The following is a 16,104-nucleotide window of genomic DNA, read 5'->3' as shown; positions in this document are numbered from 1 at the left end:
AGGCGCAGCGGCTCGATGTCGCAGGCGCCGCCCTTCCACGCCATCCGGACACGAATACCCATGACCAAACTTCAATACCCCGACGTTTCCCTCTACATCGACGGCGCCTGGAGCGCGGCGGTCGAAGGTGCGACGCTGCCGGTGCTGAACCCCGCCGACGGCAGCGAGATCGGCCGCGTCGCGCACGCCTCGCGCGCCGACCTGGACCGCGCGCTGGCCGCCGCCGAGCGCGGCTTCCGCATCTGGCGCAAGACCTCGGGGTTCGACCGCGCGGCCACGTTGCGGCGTGCGGCGGACCTGATGCGCGAGCGCGCCGAAGCCATCGCGCCACTGGTGACGATGGAGCAGGGCAAACCGCTGAAGGAAGCGGCCACGGAAGCCAGCGCCGCCGCCGGCATCATCGACTGGTTCGCCGAGGAGGCGCGGCGCGGCTACGGCCGCGTGATCCCGGCCCGCAGCGAGGGCGTGACGCAGCTGTCGCTGCGCGAGCCGGTCGGGCCGGTGGCCGCCTTCACGCCGTGGAACTTCCCGATCAACCAGGCGGTGCGCAAGATCGCCGCGGCACTGGCCGCGGGCTGCTCCATCATCCTCAAGGGCCCCGAGGAGACGCCCGCGAGCTGCGCGGCGCTGGTGCGCGCATTCCACGACGCCGGCGTGCCGCCGGGGGTGCTGAACCTGGTGTTCGGCACGCCCTCGGAGATCTCGTCGTACCTGATCCCGAGCCCGGTGATCCGCAAGGTCACCTTCACCGGCTCGACGCCGGTGGGCAAGCAGCTCGCCGCGCTCGCCGGCCAGCACATGAAGCGCATCACGATGGAACTGGGCGGCCACGCTCCGGTGCTGGTGTTCGACGATGCCGACATCCCGGCCGCGGCCCGGCTGCTGGCGATCGCGAAGTTCCGCAACGCCGGTCAGGTGTGCATCGCGCCGACCCGCTTCCTGGTGCAGCAGGACGTCTACGAGGCCTTCACGCAGGCGCTGCTGGAGGTGACCCGCGCGATCCGCGTCGGCGATGGCCTGGCGCCCGACACCACGATGGGCCCGCTGGCCAACGGGCGGCGGCTGGAGGCGATGCAGTCGCTGGTGCGCGATGCGGTCGGGCAGGGCGCGCAGCTGCGCCTGGGCGGCGAGCGTGTCGGCGGCCGCGGCAACTTCTTCGCCCCGACCATCCTCAGCGACGTGCCGCTCGCCGCGCAGGCGATGAACCTCGAGCCTTTCGGCCCGCTGGTGACGCTGACGCCGTTCAAGCACATCGATGCGGCGCTCGAGGAGGCCAACCGGCTGCCCTTCGGCCTGGCGTCGTACGTCTTCACGGGTTCGATCCGCAACGCCACGCGTGCCGCGGCCGAGATCGAGAGCGGGATGGTGACCATCAACCACCTCGGCCTGGCGCTGCCGGAGGTGCCGTTTGGCGGCGTCAAGGACTCGGGCTACGGCTCCGAAGGCGGCACCGAGGCGATGGAGGCCTACTACAACGTCAAGTTCGTCACACAGGCCGCTGCCTGAACGCGGGTCCGGGCCGGCCTTTGTTGCCGGGTCGGACGCCATGCGACGAGGGCGGCGCGCGGCGCCGCCCTCGGGCTCAAGCCTTGATCTGCGCGGACTGCTGCACGCGCGCCCACTTCTCGATCTCGGCCTGGATCATCGCGTCCATGCGGGCCGGGGTGGTGGCGACGGCGACGGCCCCCTGCTTGTTCAGCGCGGCCTTCATCTCCGGCTTCTGTGCGATGGCCTGCATCGCCGCGGACACCTGCTCGACGATGGCCTTGGGCGTGCCCTTGGGCGCCAGCATGCCGTAGTAGGTGGTGACCTCGAAGCCGGGCACGCCGGAATCGCGCAGCGTGGGTGTCTCGGGCAGCAGCTCGCTGCGCGCCGCGCCGGTGACGGCCAGGATCTTGATCTTCGGGTTCGTGAAGTGCGCGCTCAGCGCCGGCAGGGTCTCGAACACCAGGTCGATCTGTCCGCCGAGCAGGTCGTTCAGCGCCGGGCCGCTGCCCTTGTACGCGACGTGCAACATCGGGATGCCGGTGACGCTCTTGAAGTACTCGCCGGTCATGTGCTGCGTCGAGCCGTTGCCCGCCGAGCCGTAGCTCACGCTCTGCTTCTGCGCCCGCGCGTAGTCGAGGAACTCCTTGACCGACGACACCGGCAGGCTCGCCCGCACCGCGATCGCCAGCGGGACGCCGGCGCCCATCGACACCGGCAGCAGGTCGGTCTTCAGGTCGTAGCCGGGCTTCTGCGCCGCCGGCAGCACCGCATGGATGGTCAGGCTGCCGATGGCGGCGAACAGCAGCGAGTAGCCGTCGGGCATCGAGCGCGCGGCCGCTTCGGCCCCGATCTCGCCGCCGGCGCCGGCGCGGTTGTCGACCACGAAGGTCTGGCCCAGCGCCGCCTGCAGCTCCTGGGCGTACAGGCGCGCAATGATGTCGTTGGCGCCGCCCGGCGGATAGGGGACGATCAGCTTGACCGGCCGGGAGGGCCAGGCCTGGGAAAGGGCCGGCGCGCTGGCGAGTGCGCCGAGCGCGCCGAGCATGAAGTCACGACGTTGCATGAGTAGGTCTCCGTTAAGTCCTAAATGCTGATATTAAAGTTCATGGTTTCGTGAGTTGATGATCGTGGCTTCTTAGGCTATTGTCAAATCAATGCCCGCGCCGTAGAATCAAAGTTCAAGATTCAAGTCCCAATATTTGGGATATCACAAAGGACGAACATGAGCATGAGACTGCCGCTCGAGGGCATCCAGGTCATCGAGGTCTGCAACGTCGCCGCGGGCCCGTATTGCGCGATGCTGCTGGCCGACATGGGCGCCGACGTCATCAAGGTCGAGAACCCCGACGGCGGCGACACCTTGCGCACCTGGCCGCCGATCAACGACGGCTACAGCGAGAACTTCGCCTCGCTCAACCGCAACAAGCGCTCGGTGACGCTGAACCTGAAGGACGCGGGCGATGCGGCACTGCTGCGCGAGCTGGCCCGCACGGCGCACGTGCTGATCGAGAACAACCGACCGGGCGTGATGGACCGGCTCGGGCTCGGCTACCAGGCACTGTCGGCGCTCAATCCGCGGCTGATCTACTGCTCGATCTCGGCCTACGGGCAGTCGGGGCCGCGCTCGAACGAAGGCGGCTTCGACCTCACGCTGCAGGCGATGAGCGGCATCATGAGCATCACCGGCGAGCCCGGCGGCGCCCCGGTGAAGTGCGGCGTGCCGCTGGCCGACTTCTCCGCCGGCCTCTACGGTGCGTTCTCGATCGCGACCGCGCTGCGCGCGGCCGAGAACACCGGCCGCGGCGTGCACCTGGACGTGTCGATGCTCGGCGCCACGCTCGGCATCGCGGCGCTGCAGACCTCGGAGTACTTCGGCAGCGGGCGCGATCCGCAGCCGCTCGGCTCGGCGCATCCGCGCAACGCGCCGTACCGTGTCTTCCGCAGCCGCGACGGCTACTTCGGCATGGCCGCCGGCAACAACGCGCTGTGGCGCGCGGTGTGCGAGGTGCTGGACCGGCCGGACCTGCTGGCCGACGAGCGCTTCGTCTCGCCGACCTCGCGCGCGCAGCACCAGGACGCGCTGCTCATGATCCTGGAGACGATGTTCACCGAGGCGGACACGACCACCTGGCTGGAGCGCTTCCGCGCCGCCGGCGTGCCGTGTGCGCCGATCAACACCTATTCGCAGGTGCTCGAGGATCCGCAGGTCGCGCACATGGGCTGGATACAGCCGCTGACGCTGCCCAACGGCAAGTCGACGCGCACCTTCGGCTCGCCGGTGCGCTGGGGCGCCGACGGCGCCGCGGTGCGCATGCGCCCGCCGGCTTTGGGCGAGCACAACGACGAGATTCTCGGCCCGCTGCGCCCGGCCGAAGCCCGTGTCGAGGAGGTGGGACTGTGAGCGCCGCCGTCGACCTGCAACGCGTGGCCAGCATGGCCGCGATGGACCCGGCCGAGCGCGAGGCGCGCATCGACCTCGCTGCGGCGTATCGGCTGGCCGCTCACTTCAAGTGGACCGACCTGATCTACACCCACTTTTCCGCCAAGATCCCCGGCACCGAGCACATCCTCATCAATCCGTTCGGACTGATGTTCGACGAGATCACCGCGTCGTCGCTGGTCAAGCTCACGCTCGACGGCGAGATCCTGTCGGACAGCACCGGCCTGGGCATCAACCGCGCCGGCTACGTCATCCACAGCTGCATCCACCGTGCGCGGCCGGACGCGCACGCCATCATGCACACGCACTCGCGCGCCGGCGTCGCCGTCTCGGCGATGAAGTGCGGCCTGCTGCCGCTGAGCCAGCATGCCATGCGCGTGCAGCAGCGCGTGACCTACCACGGCTACGAAGGCATCGCGCTGGAGTTGGACGAGCAGGAGCGGCTGGTGCGCGACCTGGGGCCCCACGCGCCGGCGATGATCCTGCGCAACCACGGGCTGCTCGCCGTGGGCGCCAGCACGCACGAGGCCTTCGAGGTCATGTACTACCTCGAGTGCGCCTGCCAGATCCAGGTGGACGCGATGGCCGGCGGCATCGACAACGTCGTCGCCATGCCGGCCGCCGCCGCCGACACGGCCGACGCCCAGTTCCACGATGCCACGCGCACCAAGGGCGCGCGCGCCTGGACCTCGCTGCTGCGCATGCTGGACCGGCTCGGCAGCGACTTCCGCGACTGAAATTGTGGAGACCCCACCCGATGAGCAATGAACTCGACGTCCGCTCGGCCGGCCGCCGCTGGACCTTCACGCTGAACCGGCCCGAGAAGCTCAATGCGCTGAACGGCACGCTGGTCGACGAGCTGCTGCAGGCGGTCGAGCAGGCGCATGCACAGGGGGCCCGACTGCTGGTCTTCCGCGGCGCCGGCAAGAGCTTCAGCGCCGGCTTCGACCTGTCGGACCTGGAGGCGCAGAGCGAAGGCGACCTGGTGCTGCGCTTCGTGCGCATCGAGATGCTGCTGCAGGCGGTGGCGCAATCGCCGGCGCAGACGCTGGGCCTGGCGCACGGCAAGGTGTTCGGCGCCGGCGTCGACCTGTTCGCGGTGTGCCGCCAGCGTGTCGCCGCGCCGGATGCGGTGTTCCGCATGCCGGGCCTGAAATTCGGCCTCGTGCTCGGCACGCGCCGCTTCGGCCGCATCGTCGGCAATGCGGTGGCGCGCAGCGTGCTCGAGGAGGTCGGCAGCTTCGACGCGCAGCGCGCGAGCGACATGGGCTTCGTCAACCGCATCGCCGCCCCCGAGCAGTGGGACGGCCTCGTCGCCGAGGCCGAGGCCAAAGCCGACGTGCTGGACGACGCCACCCGCGGCGCGCTGTACCGCGTGCTGGGCGAGGACGAGCCCGATGCCGACCTGGCCAGCCTGGTGCGCTCGGCCGCACGTTTCGGCCTGAAGGACCGGTTGCGCCGGTACCTGGGCAAGTAAGGAGAAGACATGCCTTCTGGTTTCGCAGGCAAGGACAAGCGCAGGTCGCTGTCCGCGCTGGTGCAGTTGGTGCCCGACGGCGCGTCCCTCGCGCTGGGCGGCAGCTTCCTGCACCGCGGGCCGTTCTCGTTCGTGCGCGAGCTGATCCGCCAGGGCCGCAAGGACCTGGAGATCATCAAGCAATCGCCCGGCTACGACATCGACCTGCTGTGCCGCGCCGGCGCCGTGCGCAAGGTGCGCGCCGGCATCGTCGCGATGGAAGGCAACTTCGGCCTGGCGCCTTCCTACCGCAAGGCGATCGAGCGGCGCGAGGTGGTACTGGAAGAGCACGCCTGCGCCAGCCTCACCGCGGGCCTGCGCGCGGCCGCGTTCGGCGTGCCGTTCCAGCCCTGCGGCGGCCTGCACGGCAGCGACATCCCGCAGCTCAACGGCTGGCATCGGCTGCCCGACCCCTACGGCGCCGGCGAGCCGGTGTGGGTGATCCCGGCGATCCAGCCCGACTTCGCGGTACTGCATGCGAGCGAGGTCGACGAATGGGGCAACGTGCGCGTTGCCGGCACCTCCCACTGGGACCGCATCATGAGCCGCGCCGCGAAGAGCGTGCTGGTGGTGGCCGAGAAGCTGGTCGACAGCAGCGTCTTCACCGCACAGCCGGAATCGACCGTGGTGCCGTACTTCATGGTCGAGGCCTTCGCCGTGATGCCGCAGGGCGCGTGGCCGGGCTCCTGCTGGCCGCACTACGAGATCGACTACCCGGCGGTGGAAGCCTACCTGCGCCCCGGCGACGAGGCCTTGCAGGCCCACCTCGCCCAGGGGCCCGAGACGAAGGTGAGCGCATGAACAACCCCTGGTCCGGCTTCTCCTACATCGCCACCAACCTCGCGCGCTTCATCCGCCCCGACGAGATCACCTTCAGCGGCGTCAACTCCACGCTGCCGATGCTGGCCTGCCTGCTCGCCAAGCAGGCCTACGACTGGGACTTCGTCTACATCAACGTCGCCGGCGGCGTGGACCCGCGCCCCTCGCACGTGCCGCTGTCCAGCTCCGACCCGGTGCTGGCCGAGCACTCGGCGTCGATCTTCGCGAACGAGGACTTCTACGACCTCTGCACGCGCGGCCGCATGGACCTCACCTTTCTCGGCGCGGCGCAGATCGACGGCGAGGGCTGCGCCAACAACTCGGTGATCGGCAACTGGCACGAGCCCAAGGTGCGCCTGCCGGGCGGCGGCGGCGGCGCGGTGATGCTGCCCACCGCCCGGCGCGCCTGCACCTGGCGCACCGAGCACTCGCGCCGCACGCTGGTGCCCAAGCTGGACTTCCGCACCTCCTGGGGCGGCTTCCATGGCGTCGTGACGCCGATCGCGGTGTTCGTCAAGCGCGACGGCCGGCTGGCACTGCAATCCTGGCATCCCGAAGCGTCGCTCGAGGAGGTGCAGCAGCGCACTGGCTTCGAGTTCGACGCCCATGGCGCGCACCCCACCGCGCCACCCACCGAACGCGAGCGCCGCGCGCTGGCGGAGCTCGACCCCGATGGACAGTTCGAACGTGATGCCGCCATCCGACTGCGTTAGCCTGGTTCCGGCCTTCGCCGAGGCCTGGCAGCGCGCGCCGCGCGCCGGCCTGCCCGCGCTGGTCGGCTCCGATCGCATGCTCAGCTACGGCGAATTGGCGGCCGAGGTCGGCAGCCTGTCGGGCCGCCTGCATGCGCACGGCATCGGTCGCGGCGACCGCGTCGCGATTGCCATGCAGCGCTCGCTGCCCGCCGCGGTGGCGCTGCTGGCGGTGCTGGCCTGCGGCGCATGCCCGTGCGTGCTGGAGCCGCGGCTGGGGCGAGACGAGACGCTGCGGCGCTTTGCCATCACGCGCCTGAACCGGCTCCTGCTGGACGAGGCGCATGCCGCCGACGACAAGCTCGCGGACCTGCCCGGCGTCGACCGCCTGCACATCGACGCGCTGCCGCCGGCGCAGCCGTTCTGGGCCGCCGACATCGCGGGCGGCGACGAGGGCTTCCTGCTCTTCACCTCCGGCAGCAGCGGCAAGCCCAAGGGCGTGCTGCAGAGCCACCGCGGCCTGCTCGCCAACGCGGCCGGCGTGATGCGCCATACGCAGCTCGGACCGCAGGACCGGCTGCTGCACGTGATGCCGCTGTACCACACCAACGGCGTGAACAACCAGCTCTTCGCGCCTTTGCTGGCCGGTGCGTCGGTGGTCATTGCCGAGCGCTTCAAGGCCGACGAGATGTCGGCCTTGATGGCGCGCCACCGGCCGACCATCATCACCGGCGTGCCGACGATGTACTCGCGCATGCTGGCCTGCGACTTCGCGCCCGAGGCGCTGGCGTCGCTGCGCATGGCGCGCTGCGGCTCGGCCCCCATCACCGAGGAGTTGCACCGGCGGGTCGAGCGCCAGCTCGGCGTCGAGCTGCTGGTGTCGTACGGGCTGTCGGAAGCCACCTGCACCTCGACCATGAATCCGCCGGGGCAGCGCCGCATCGGCACCGTGGGCACGGTGCTCGCGGGCCAGCAGGTGGTGCTGGCCGATGGCGCCGGCCGGCCGATCGAGGGCCCGGGGCGCGACGGCGAGATCTGCGTCGACGGGCCCGGCCTCATGCTGGGTTACCTGGACGAGCAGTCGGGGGGCCGGCCGCGCCCGATCGAGGGCCGGCTGCACACCGGCGACCTCGGCCGCTTCGACGCCGAGGGCTACCTGCAGATCACCGGCCGCATCAAGGAAGTCATCATCCGCGGCGGCGAGAACCTGTCACCGAACCTGATCGAGGAGGTGCTGTGCCGCGTGCCGGGCGTGCAGGCCTGCTGCGTGGTGGGCCGGCCCGATGCCGACCTGGGCGAAGTGCCGTGGGCCTTCGTCGTGCGCAGCCGCGATGAAGAGGGCCTGCGGCTGGACGACGAGTGCATGGGCCGGGCGGTGACCGCCGAGCTGTCGCGCATCCACAAACCGGCGGGTTATGCCTACGTGGAGGCGCTGCCGGAGAACTCGGTGGGCAAGGTGGATCGCAAGCTGCTGGCGGCGCGCGTCAGGCAGCCGTCCGCCTGACCGGCGGTGGGGCGCCGTGAGGGCGCCGCGAGGGGCGCCGCGAGGGGCGCCGCGAGGGGCGCCGCGCCGCCGTGGCCGCTGCCTTCAGCCGTTATAGAAGCGCCGGCCGGCCTGGCGCAGCCACAGGCGCACCAGGTGCCGCTTGCGATCCTCCTGCGTGAAATCGACGTAGCCGGTGCGCCGGTGCCCCAGGCGCCGGTTGTCGACGATCTGGATCTGTCCCGGCTCGAAGAAGAACTCACGGGCGAAGCGCGCTTCGCGCATCGTCTGCTCCAGCGTCTCGAGCGCATCCTCGCCCAGCCGGTCGAGCTCGATGCCCGCCATCCGGTAGCCGTTGATCACGTGGCGATGCGACAGCCGGCAGCTCAGGCGCCCGTCCACCACCTGCATCAGGGGATGGCTGATCACCGGCGGCGCGTCGGGCGCGTGCTCTCGGTTGCGGTCGAACAGATAGGGCGCGAAGAGCCGGTCGATGAGCTGCGGATGCTTGCGCAGCATCTCGTTGTAGACCGAGTGGAAGCTCACGATGCTGCTGATGCCGCCTTCCTTGGCCGGCCGCAGGCACAGCAGCGCCACGTAGTCGGGCGCGCACAGGTTGTAGCTGTTGTCGGTGTGGAAGTTCTGCTCGGCGTTCGTCACGTCGGGCCGCACGCCGTTGCCCGGCGGCTTGCCGAGGTCGCGCACGTCGTAGACGAGCTTGCCGTCCCAGCTCTGCGCCACCGGCCGCGACACCAGCTGCGACAGCAGCCAGTACGCCGCCTTGGCGTCCTCCTTCGAGTACACGTCCATCGGCAGCCTGTCGATGATGACGAAGCCGACGCCGTCGCGCAGCGTCTCGCGCACCGTGGCCATCAGGCGCCGGCAGGCGTCGAGCCGGAACGCGTCGGGCTCGAGCATCTCGAGGGCCAGCGGGTTGTCGCGCAGCACGGCGACCACCGCGTCGATCTCGCGGCGCGCGGCGTCGGGCAGCGTGATGATGCCGTCGTCCGGCTTCAAGCTCGCACTCTCCCACGCTACGCGGCCGGCCAGCGGCGCGCGCGGGATGTCCGAGGCGCTGCGGTGCGCCGTCTCGTTCAAAATGCCTTGGCTGCTGCCCATGTCTGCTCCCGGTGGATGCCGGATGTCTGCCGATGCGGTCCAGTGTAGGAAGCGCTCGCCGCGGCGTCGGCGAGATCGGGCGATCGGTTTCCATCGCGCATGGCGATGAAGACGCCCGCGCCTAAGCCGGCACAGAGGCATTGCGCCATGAACCTCAAGCACCTCGAGACCTTCCTGCAGATCGTGGACAAGGGCAGCTTCGCCGCTGCCGCCGAGGCGCTGCACACCACCCAGTCGACGGTGTCGACGCGGATGAAGGACCTGGAGCACTACTTCGGTGTCGGGCTGTTCGATCGCAGTGCGCACCGCGCCCGGCTGACACCGAAGGGATGGCAGCTCTACGACATGTCACAGCAGATCGTCACCTTGCTGGACCAGCTGCGCGACCGGCTCGGCGACCGCGGCTCGCTCACCGGCACGCTGCGGCTCGGCGCGGTCGGCTTGGTCGCCGGCACGTGGCTCAGCGCGCTGATCGCCGAGCTGCGCGCGCGCCATCCGGCGCTGGAACTGGCGGTGGAGGTGGCGCTGACCAAGGTGCTGGCCCAGCGCCTGAAGGCCGGGCACCTGGACGTGGCGATCGTCGCCGGACGCATCGCCGACGAGGCCCTGCACAGCGACGTGGTCGGCGAGGACCGCTTCGTCTGGATGGCCAGCCCGGCGCTTGAGGTGCCGCGCCGGCCGCTCGGGCCGCAGGAACTCGCCGAATGGCCGATCGTGGCCTTTCCACCGCAGTCGTACCACCACCCGGTGCTCACCGCGTGGTTCAAGGCCGCCGGCCTGCGTTTCCGGCCGGCGCTCACCTGCAACAGCATGGACCTCATCGCCCGGCTGGTGATGCAGCGGCTGGGCGTGGGGTTGCTGCCCGCCGATCACTTCGGGCCGGAGATCTCGCTCGGTCGGCTCGAGGTGCTGCAGACCCTGCCGGAGATTCCCGGCGTCGAGCTCACGCTGGTATCGGCGCTGGAGCGCCGCACCGGCTTCGCTGCCGTGGTGCGCGAGGCGGTGCAGGCGGTGCGGCGCGGCAGGGGCTGACCAGAGGCTGATCCTGCGCCGCCAGGCCGGCGCATCACGGCCTGCACAAGGGGCAGGTCAGGCCAGGGTCAGCCCGTGCTGGCCAGGCAGTGCTGCAGGAAGCCTTGGGCCACCGAACCGAGGCGCCTGGACCGATGCACCACCACCGCGAGCATGCGGCGCATCGGCGGGAAAGGCGTCTTGAGCTCCACGAGCCAACCCTGCTGCACCGCGTCCGTCACCGCATGGCGCGACAGGAAGCCAATGCCGAGCCCGGCGGCGACGGCGCGCTTGACGGCTTCGTTGCTGCCCAGCTCGAGACCCACCGGCGCCCGCCCGAGGTGCGTGGTCAACCAGCGGTCCGACACCTCCCGCGTGCCCGAGCCACGCTCGCGCAGGATCCACGTCGCCTGCGCCAGCTGCTTCGCGCTGGCGCCGCGGCGGCCGAATGTGTGCCCGGCGGCGGCGACGGCGACCAGCTCGTCGGGCCGCCAGCGCCGTACGAGCAGGTCGGGATGCGACCCGGTGCCTTCGATGAAGCCGAGGTCGACATCGAAGGTCGCCACCGCCTCCAGCACCTCACGCGTATTGGCGATGTCCAGGCGGACCTGAGCCTGCGGCCGCTGCAGCTTCCATTGCGCGATCAGCCCGGGCAGCAGGTACTCGCCGATCGTGAAGCTGGATGCCATGCGCAGCGGCGCCTGGTGCTCGGCATTGAGCAGCGCCTCCACTTCGACCGCCTGCTCGAGCAGCGAGATCGTGTGCGGCAGCAAGGCCTGGCCGTTCTCGTTGAGCACGAGGCGGCGCCCGATGCGGTCGAACAGCGTGTGACCGAGCGTCGCCTCGAGTTCCGCCAGCGCGTTGCTGGCCGCGGATTGCGATCGGGCGACCCTGCCGGCGGCGGCTCGTGTGGAGCCGGCGCGGACCGTGGCGGCGAAGACTTCCAGCTGGCGCAGCGTGATGCGAAGTCGCTGATCGGTTTTGATGTTCATGACTATGCGAATTATGCGATTTTCAGTTCACTCTGGCGCGTTGATGATGTGGGCGACCCTACCCGTCCCGGCCCTTGCATCATGTACATCCCGACCGCTGCCGAATCCCGAGCACAAGCCAGGCGAGCGCACTCGCGCCTGCTCGACCTCGTCCGGTGCATCCCCGGCACGGGGTTGTCCGGCCTGATCGCCCTGGCCGCCACCTTCGTGGCCACGCTGCACGGTGGACCGCAGTTCCTGTACGCGCTGTTCTTCGGCGTTGCCTTCAACTACCTCAGCCACGAGCCGAGGACGAAGCCGGGAATCGAGTTCTGCTCGCGCGGGCTGCTGCGCCTCGGAGTGGGCCTGCTGGGGGCCCGCATCACGCTCGACCAGATCGGGGACCTGGGATGGAGCACAGCGCTGATCGTCGTCGTGGGGGTCGTCACGACGATGGCCGTCGGCACGCTGCTGGGCCGGCGGCTGGGACTGACCCGCGCGCAGAGCGTGCTGTCCGGCGGCTCGGTGGCCATCTGCGGCGCATCGGCTGCGTTGGCGATCTCGGCGGTGCTGCCGCGCGAGAAGGAAGGGGACCGCTTCACGCTGATGGTCGTCGTCACGGTCACGGTGTTGTCGACCGTGGCCATGGTGCTGTACCCGATGGTGGCGAAGGCGCTGCACCTGTCGCCGCAACTGGCCGGCCTGTTCCTGGGGGGGACGATCCACGACGTCGCGCAGGTGGTCGGCGCAGGCTACATCCTCGGCCCCGAAACGGCCGACATCGCCACCGTCGTCAAGCTCTTCCGGGTCGCGATGCTGACCGTCGTCGTGGTGGTGGTCGCGGCGGCCTTCAAGCAGGCGCGGCTTCATGCCGAACGAGAGCACGCGCAAGGCAGGCGGTCCGCACGACAGCCGCTCGTGCCGTGGTTCCTGTGGCTGTTCGTCGCGATGGTGGCGCTGAACTCGGCGGGGGCGTTGCCGGCCGTCGTGCAGCACGGCTTGAACGACGTCTCGCGTGCGAGCCTCGTCGTGGCCATCGCGGCGCTGGGCATGAAGACCTCGTTCCAGCAACTCGCACGCGCCGGCTGGCGACCGATGGTCTTGATCCTCGTCGAGACCCTGTGGCTGGCGCTGCTGGTGCTGGGGTTCGCGCTGACTCGCAATGGGTGATGCATGGGGCCCTCGCGCATCGATTGATTCGGACCATTTCTTTGTCGCAACGTCTTATCATGTGATACGGGCACATGGACGCCTGATCAACACAGGAGGACATCATCGACAAGACGCTGCTCAAGGGTTTGGCCGTGCTCGAGGCCATCGTCGAGCAAGAGGGGCGCGCCCGAACCATCGAAGAGTTGTCCCATGATCTGAAGCTCACCAAGAGCAACGTTCACCGCACGCTGCAGACGCTGGCGCATGCGCACTACCTCGCGAAGAACGAGGCCAACGGCAGCTACTATCCGACGATGAAGCTGTTCGAAATGGGCACCAAGCAGTTGTCGCGTTTCGATGTGCGGACCTTCGCGCCGCCGTTCATGCGGACGCTGGCCGACGAGACCGGCGAGACGGTGCACCTGTCGGTCCTCGAAGGCTTTTCGGTCGTCTACATCGACAAGATCGACAGCCCGCAACCCGTGCGGTCGTACACCGCCATCGGCGGGCGCGCGCCGGCGTACGCGGTGGCCACCGGCAAGGCCATGCTGGCCTACCAGCCCGACGGCTACCTCGAGCGCTACGCCAGCGAAATGCAGCGCCACACGCCCGCCACGATCACGTCCTTGCCGGTGTTGAAGGAAGAACTGGCCCGGATCGTGCGCGTCGGCTATGCGATCAACCGGGGCGAGTGGCGCGAATCGGTCGGCGGGCTCGCCGTGACCGTCTTCAACGGCTTGAACCAGGTGGTCGCGGCACTCGGCATCTCCGGGCCGCTGGAACGGCTGGGCATCGGAAAGCTCAACGAACTCGCGCCGGCGGTCAAGAAGCAGGCCGCGCAGATTTCGCATGCCATGGGCTACAGGGGCTGAGCGCTGGCCGCCTGCGCCATCGCGGTGATCGCCTCGGCCAGCGGCGGGACGCGCTCCTTGCGGTAGACGATCGAGAACTGCACCTGCGGCAGCGCGGGTGTGGTGGCCAGCTCGAGCAGCCGGCCCGCAGCGAGGGCCTCGCGGTAGCCCAGGCGCGGCAGCAGGCTGACGCCCAGGCCTTTCATCGTGAGCGCCGCCAGCGCGCTGATGTTGTTGCACGACACCGAGGGGTTCAGGCTGACCCCGCCTTCGCGGAACCAGTTCTTCACGATCGGGTGGTGGTGCGAGTCTTCGCTCAACGCCAGCACCGGATGGCGCGACAGCTCGAGCGGCGTCATCGGTGCGCCGCCTGCGGGGGCCTGCGGGCCGTTGCGTCCGGTCATCCAGACGAAGCGCTCGACACCCAGCACGACGCCCTGGAGTTCGGAGTCGGTGACGCTGCCGGCGACGATCGCCAGGTCGAGCTTGCCGTCCGAGACGCGTTCCGTCAGAAGCCGCGTCAGGTTGGCGTCGAGGCGCAGGGTGACGCCGGGATAGGCCTCGCGCAGCGAGCGCACCAACTGCGGCAGCCAGGTGTCGGTGACCACCCCGACGACGCCCAGCCGAACCAGCCCGGTCACCGCCTGCGGGGCGCGCATCTGTTGCGACAGGGACGTGGTGAAGTCCACGAGCTGCCTCGCATGGGCATAGAACTCATGCCCCTTGGCGGTGAGCTGGGCGCGGTGGAAGCTGCGGTCGAACAGCTCGGTGCCGATGAAGCGCTCGAGTTCCTTCACCCGCACCGAGACGGTCGATGGCGATGCGTAGAGCGCGCCGGCCGCCGCCTGGAAGCTGCCCACCTCGACGATGCGTACGAAGGTCTCGATCTGCTTGATGTTCATGGCCGGCCCTGAGATCGAACAGCAAATGCGAAGGGAGTCGTTCGATATTTCTCGTTGGCACTCGCCAGCGCCGGCCGGCACACTGTGACCAATACGGATGGACCGCATCCGTTGTTGGAGCTGCCATGATCTCGTTCGCCGACAAGACCGTTGTCATCACTGGTGCCGCCGGAGGCATCGCCCGCGAGACGGCGCGCCTGATGTACGGGGCCGGGGCCAGCCTGGTGCTGGCCGACCTGTCCGAAGCGGCGCTGATGGCCACGGCCAACGACATCGGCGCCGCGCCTGCGCGCACGCTGTGCGTGCCGGTCAACGTGGCCGAGCCGGCCGATTGCGAGCGCCTGTTCGAACAGGCATCTCGACGTTTCGGCGGGGTCGACCACGTGGTGCATGCCGCCGGCGTCTTCCCCAAGGTGCTGGTGCAGGACATGAGCCTGGCCCAATGGCAGGACGTGATGCGCATCAATGCCGACGGCACCTTCCTGGTGTGCAAGGCGAGCATCCCGCACCTGCGTGAGAACAGCTCCATCGTCAACATCGCGTCGATCTCGGGGCACCGCGGCAGCCATTCGCACGCGCATTACTCGGCCTCCAAAGGCGCGGTGATCAGCTTCACGCGCAGCCTGTCGATGGAGCTCGCGCCGAAGACGCGTGTCAACTGCGTGTCGCCCGGCATCATCGACACCGGCATGGCGGTGGAGTTGATCGAGGTGCGGGGCCCCGTGTACATGGCGCAGACGCCGATGGGCCGTCACGGGCAACCGGCCGAGGTGGCCGGTGCGATCGCCTTCCTGTGTTCGTCGCTCGCGAGTTTCATCACCGGCGAGACCTTGCAGGTCAACGGGGGCCTCAACCGCAGCTGAGGCGCCCCGGCCTGGCTCAGTGGTCGCCCCAATAGAAGTCATTGCGTCCACCATCCAGCGGTACCAGCGCGCCATTGATGAACGACGCCTGCACTGAGCACAGGTAGGCGACCAGCGCGCCGATCTCCTCGACACGGCAGTAGCGGCCGATCGGGTTCTGGCCGGTGATGATCGAGCGGCGCTCGTCGGAGAAGCGCTCGGTCAGCGCCGTTTCCACATAACCCGGTGCGATCGCGTTGGCCGTGATGCCGTGGCGGCCGACTTCCTTGGCCATCGTGCGGGTCAGCCCGACGACGCCGGCCTTGGCCGCCGAATAGTTGACAACGCCGCTGCGGCCGCCGCCGGTGTAGTTGATCGACGAGGTGTTGACGATGCGGCCGAAGCCGCGCCGGCGCATGTGCGGGATCGCGTACTTGCTGCACAGGAAGCTGCTGCGCAGGTGGGTGTCGACGATCTTGTCCCAGTCGTCGACCGACATCTCCTCGGTGACCTTGCCCATGTAGCGCCAGCCGGCGCCCGCGTTGTTGACCAGGATGTCCAGCCGCCCCAGCTGCTCGGCGGCCTGTTCGACCACCGCGGCCGCCTGCGCGGCATCGGACACATCGCCGATGCAGGCGCAGGCCTTGACGCCCATGCCGCGCAGCGACTCGACAGCCGCCTGCGCAGCCTCCGGGTCGATGTCGTTGATCGCGATGGCGACGCCCTCGGCAGCCAGCGCGTCCGCCTCTGCCTTGCCGATGCCGCGGCCAGCGCCCGTGATGAGCGCCGTGCGCCCCGAAAGCCCCAGGTCCATGCGT

Annotated in this window: 16 protein-coding genes; 11 read left to right on the top strand and 5 right to left on the bottom strand. The window is 69.6% G+C overall.

Annotated features, from left to right (window positions below; genetic code table 11):
• The first annotated feature begins 60 nt into the window (after positions 1–60).
• Positions 61–1,506 (top strand): NAD-dependent succinate-semialdehyde dehydrogenase, encoded by a 1,446-nt coding sequence (locus HLB44_RS34325; protein ID WP_173134607.1) that lies wholly within the window; start codon positions 61–63, stop codon positions 1,504–1,506.
• Positions 1,507–1,582: 76 nt separating this feature from the next.
• On the opposite strand, the gene HLB44_RS34320 is transcribed toward HLB44_RS34325, so the two are convergent.
• Positions 1,583–2,551, bottom strand: a complete 969-nt coding sequence (locus tag HLB44_RS34320) for a Bug family tripartite tricarboxylate transporter substrate binding protein (protein WP_173134604.1) — start codon at positions 2,549–2,551, stop codon at positions 1,583–1,585.
• A gap of 159 nt (positions 2,552–2,710) precedes the next feature.
• On the opposite strand from HLB44_RS34320, the gene HLB44_RS34315 reads away from it, so the two are divergent.
• Genes HLB44_RS34315 through HLB44_RS34290 form a run of 6 tightly spaced genes read left to right on the top strand, consistent with a single transcriptional unit; the run spans position 2,711 to position 8,459 of the window.
• A complete protein-coding gene (locus HLB44_RS34315; RefSeq protein ID WP_173134601.1) occupies positions 2,711–3,889 on the top strand; it encodes a CaiB/BaiF CoA transferase family protein in 1,179 nt (392 codons plus the stop codon).
• Positions 3,886–4,665 (top strand): class II aldolase/adducin family protein, encoded by a 780-nt coding sequence (locus HLB44_RS34310; RefSeq protein ID WP_343051742.1) that lies wholly within the window; start codon positions 3,886–3,888, stop codon positions 4,663–4,665. The genes HLB44_RS34315 and HLB44_RS34310 overlap by 4 nt, the downstream gene beginning before the upstream one ends.
• Before the next feature lie 20 nt (positions 4,666–4,685).
• Positions 4,686–5,405: an enoyl-CoA hydratase/isomerase family protein gene (locus HLB44_RS34305; RefSeq protein WP_173134597.1), complete on the top strand. Its 720-nt coding sequence runs from the start codon at positions 4,686–4,688 to the stop codon at positions 5,403–5,405.
• 9 nt (positions 5,406–5,414) lie between these two features.
• Positions 5,415–6,245 carry a CoA transferase subunit A gene (locus HLB44_RS34300; RefSeq protein WP_173134594.1) on the top strand — a complete coding sequence of 277 codons (831 nt, stop codon included), beginning with the start codon at positions 5,415–5,417 and terminating at the stop codon, positions 6,243–6,245.
• Positions 6,242–6,976, top strand: a complete 735-nt coding sequence (locus HLB44_RS34295) for a CoA-transferase subunit beta (RefSeq protein ID WP_173134591.1) — start codon at positions 6,242–6,244, stop codon at positions 6,974–6,976. Before HLB44_RS34300 ends, HLB44_RS34295 begins: the two co-directional genes overlap by 4 nt.
• Positions 6,936–8,459, top strand: coding sequence for a class I adenylate-forming enzyme family protein (locus HLB44_RS34290; protein ID WP_246312632.1), 1,524 nt, complete (start codon positions 6,936–6,938; stop codon positions 8,457–8,459). The genes HLB44_RS34295 and HLB44_RS34290 overlap by 41 nt, the downstream gene beginning before the upstream one ends.
• Positions 8,460–8,543: 84 nt before the next feature.
• Here HLB44_RS34290 and HLB44_RS34285 read toward each other — a convergent pair whose 3' ends face one another.
• The gene (locus HLB44_RS34285; protein WP_173134588.1) at positions 8,544–9,557 is read right to left on the bottom strand and encodes a TauD/TfdA family dioxygenase; all 1,014 of its coding nucleotides are present in this window, start codon (positions 9,555–9,557) and stop codon (positions 8,544–8,546) included.
• Between the two features lie 147 nt (positions 9,558–9,704).
• On the opposite strand from HLB44_RS34285, the gene HLB44_RS34280 reads away from it, so the two are divergent.
• Positions 9,705–10,589 (top strand): LysR family transcriptional regulator, encoded by an 885-nt coding sequence (locus HLB44_RS34280; RefSeq protein ID WP_173134585.1) that lies wholly within the window; start codon positions 9,705–9,707, stop codon positions 10,587–10,589.
• 68 nt (positions 10,590–10,657) lie between these two features.
• On the opposite strand, the gene HLB44_RS34275 is transcribed toward HLB44_RS34280, so the two are convergent.
• On the bottom strand, positions 10,658–11,560 hold the full coding sequence (locus tag HLB44_RS34275; protein ID WP_173134583.1) for a LysR family transcriptional regulator: 903 nt from the start codon (positions 11,558–11,560) through the stop codon (positions 10,658–10,660).
• Positions 11,561–11,641: 81 nt separating this feature from the next.
• On the opposite strand from HLB44_RS34275, the gene HLB44_RS34270 reads away from it, so the two are divergent.
• Both HLB44_RS34270 and HLB44_RS34265 read left to right on the top strand, forming a co-directional pair.
• Entirely contained in the window at positions 11,642–12,709 is a 1,068-nt protein-coding gene (locus tag HLB44_RS34270) for a YeiH family protein (protein ID WP_173134580.1), read from the top strand.
• 104 nt (positions 12,710–12,813) lie between these two features.
• A complete protein-coding gene (locus tag HLB44_RS34265) occupies positions 12,814–13,563 on the top strand; it encodes an IclR family transcriptional regulator domain-containing protein (RefSeq protein WP_173134660.1) in 750 nt (249 codons plus the stop codon).
• On the opposite strand, the gene HLB44_RS34260 is transcribed toward HLB44_RS34265, so the two are convergent.
• Positions 13,551–14,444, bottom strand: a complete 894-nt coding sequence (locus tag HLB44_RS34260) for a LysR family transcriptional regulator (RefSeq protein ID WP_173134576.1) — start codon at positions 14,442–14,444, stop codon at positions 13,551–13,553. The genes HLB44_RS34265 and HLB44_RS34260 overlap by 13 nt on opposite strands.
• A 125-nt stretch (positions 14,445–14,569) precedes the next feature.
• Between HLB44_RS34260 and HLB44_RS34255 the strand changes: the two genes are divergently transcribed.
• A complete protein-coding gene (locus HLB44_RS34255) occupies positions 14,570–15,307 on the top strand; it encodes an SDR family NAD(P)-dependent oxidoreductase (protein WP_173134573.1) in 738 nt (245 codons plus the stop codon).
• Between the two features lie 16 nt (positions 15,308–15,323).
• Here HLB44_RS34255 and HLB44_RS34250 read toward each other — a convergent pair whose 3' ends face one another.
• The gene (locus HLB44_RS34250; protein ID WP_173134570.1) at positions 15,324–16,100 is read right to left on the bottom strand and encodes an SDR family NAD(P)-dependent oxidoreductase; all 777 of its coding nucleotides are present in this window, start codon (positions 16,098–16,100) and stop codon (positions 15,324–15,326) included.
• Positions 16,101–16,104 lie beyond the last annotated feature (4 nt).

It is taken from the genome of Pseudaquabacterium terrae, assembly GCF_013266755.1.
Lineage (GTDB): Bacteria > Pseudomonadota > Gammaproteobacteria > Burkholderiales > Burkholderiaceae_C > Pseudaquabacterium > Pseudaquabacterium terrae.
The sequence above is the reverse complement of the archived record's forward strand: the minus strand, read 5'-3'. Positions and strand labels throughout refer to the sequence as shown.

Bases quoted from the DNA above. Each gene is read 5' to 3' on its own strand.
- HLB44_RS34325 (WP_173134607.1), top strand. From the start codon at position 61: ATGACCAAACTTCAATACCCCGACGTTTCCCTCTACATCGACGGCGCC.
- HLB44_RS34320 (WP_173134604.1), bottom strand. From the start codon at position 2,551: ATGCAACGTCGTGACTTCATGCTCGGCGCGCTCGGCGCACTCGCCAGC.
- HLB44_RS34315 (WP_173134601.1), top strand. From the start codon at position 2,711: ATGAGCATGAGACTGCCGCTCGAGGGCATCCAGGTCATCGAGGTCTGC.
- HLB44_RS34305 (WP_173134597.1), top strand. From the start codon at position 4,686: ATGAGCAATGAACTCGACGTCCGCTCGGCCGGCCGCCGCTGGACCTTC.
- HLB44_RS34300 (WP_173134594.1), top strand. From the start codon at position 5,415: ATGCCTTCTGGTTTCGCAGGCAAGGACAAGCGCAGGTCGCTGTCCGCG.
- HLB44_RS34295 (WP_173134591.1), top strand. From the start codon at position 6,242: ATGAACAACCCCTGGTCCGGCTTCTCCTACATCGCCACCAACCTCGCG.
- HLB44_RS34290 (WP_246312632.1), top strand. From the start codon at position 6,936: ATGGACAGTTCGAACGTGATGCCGCCATCCGACTGCGTTAGCCTGGTT.
- HLB44_RS34285 (WP_173134588.1), bottom strand. From the start codon at position 9,557: ATGGGCAGCAGCCAAGGCATTTTGAACGAGACGGCGCACCGCAGCGCC.
- HLB44_RS34280 (WP_173134585.1), top strand. From the start codon at position 9,705: ATGAACCTCAAGCACCTCGAGACCTTCCTGCAGATCGTGGACAAGGGC.
- HLB44_RS34275 (WP_173134583.1), bottom strand. From the start codon at position 11,560: ATGAACATCAAAACCGATCAGCGACTTCGCATCACGCTGCGCCAGCTG.
- HLB44_RS34270 (WP_173134580.1), top strand. From the start codon at position 11,642: ATGTACATCCCGACCGCTGCCGAATCCCGAGCACAAGCCAGGCGAGCG.
- HLB44_RS34260 (WP_173134576.1), bottom strand. From the start codon at position 14,444: ATGAACATCAAGCAGATCGAGACCTTCGTACGCATCGTCGAGGTGGGC.
- HLB44_RS34255 (WP_173134573.1), top strand. From the start codon at position 14,570: ATGATCTCGTTCGCCGACAAGACCGTTGTCATCACTGGTGCCGCCGGA.
- HLB44_RS34250 (WP_173134570.1), bottom strand. From the start codon at position 16,100: ATGGACCTGGGGCTTTCGGGGCGCACGGCGCTCATCACGGGCGCTGGC.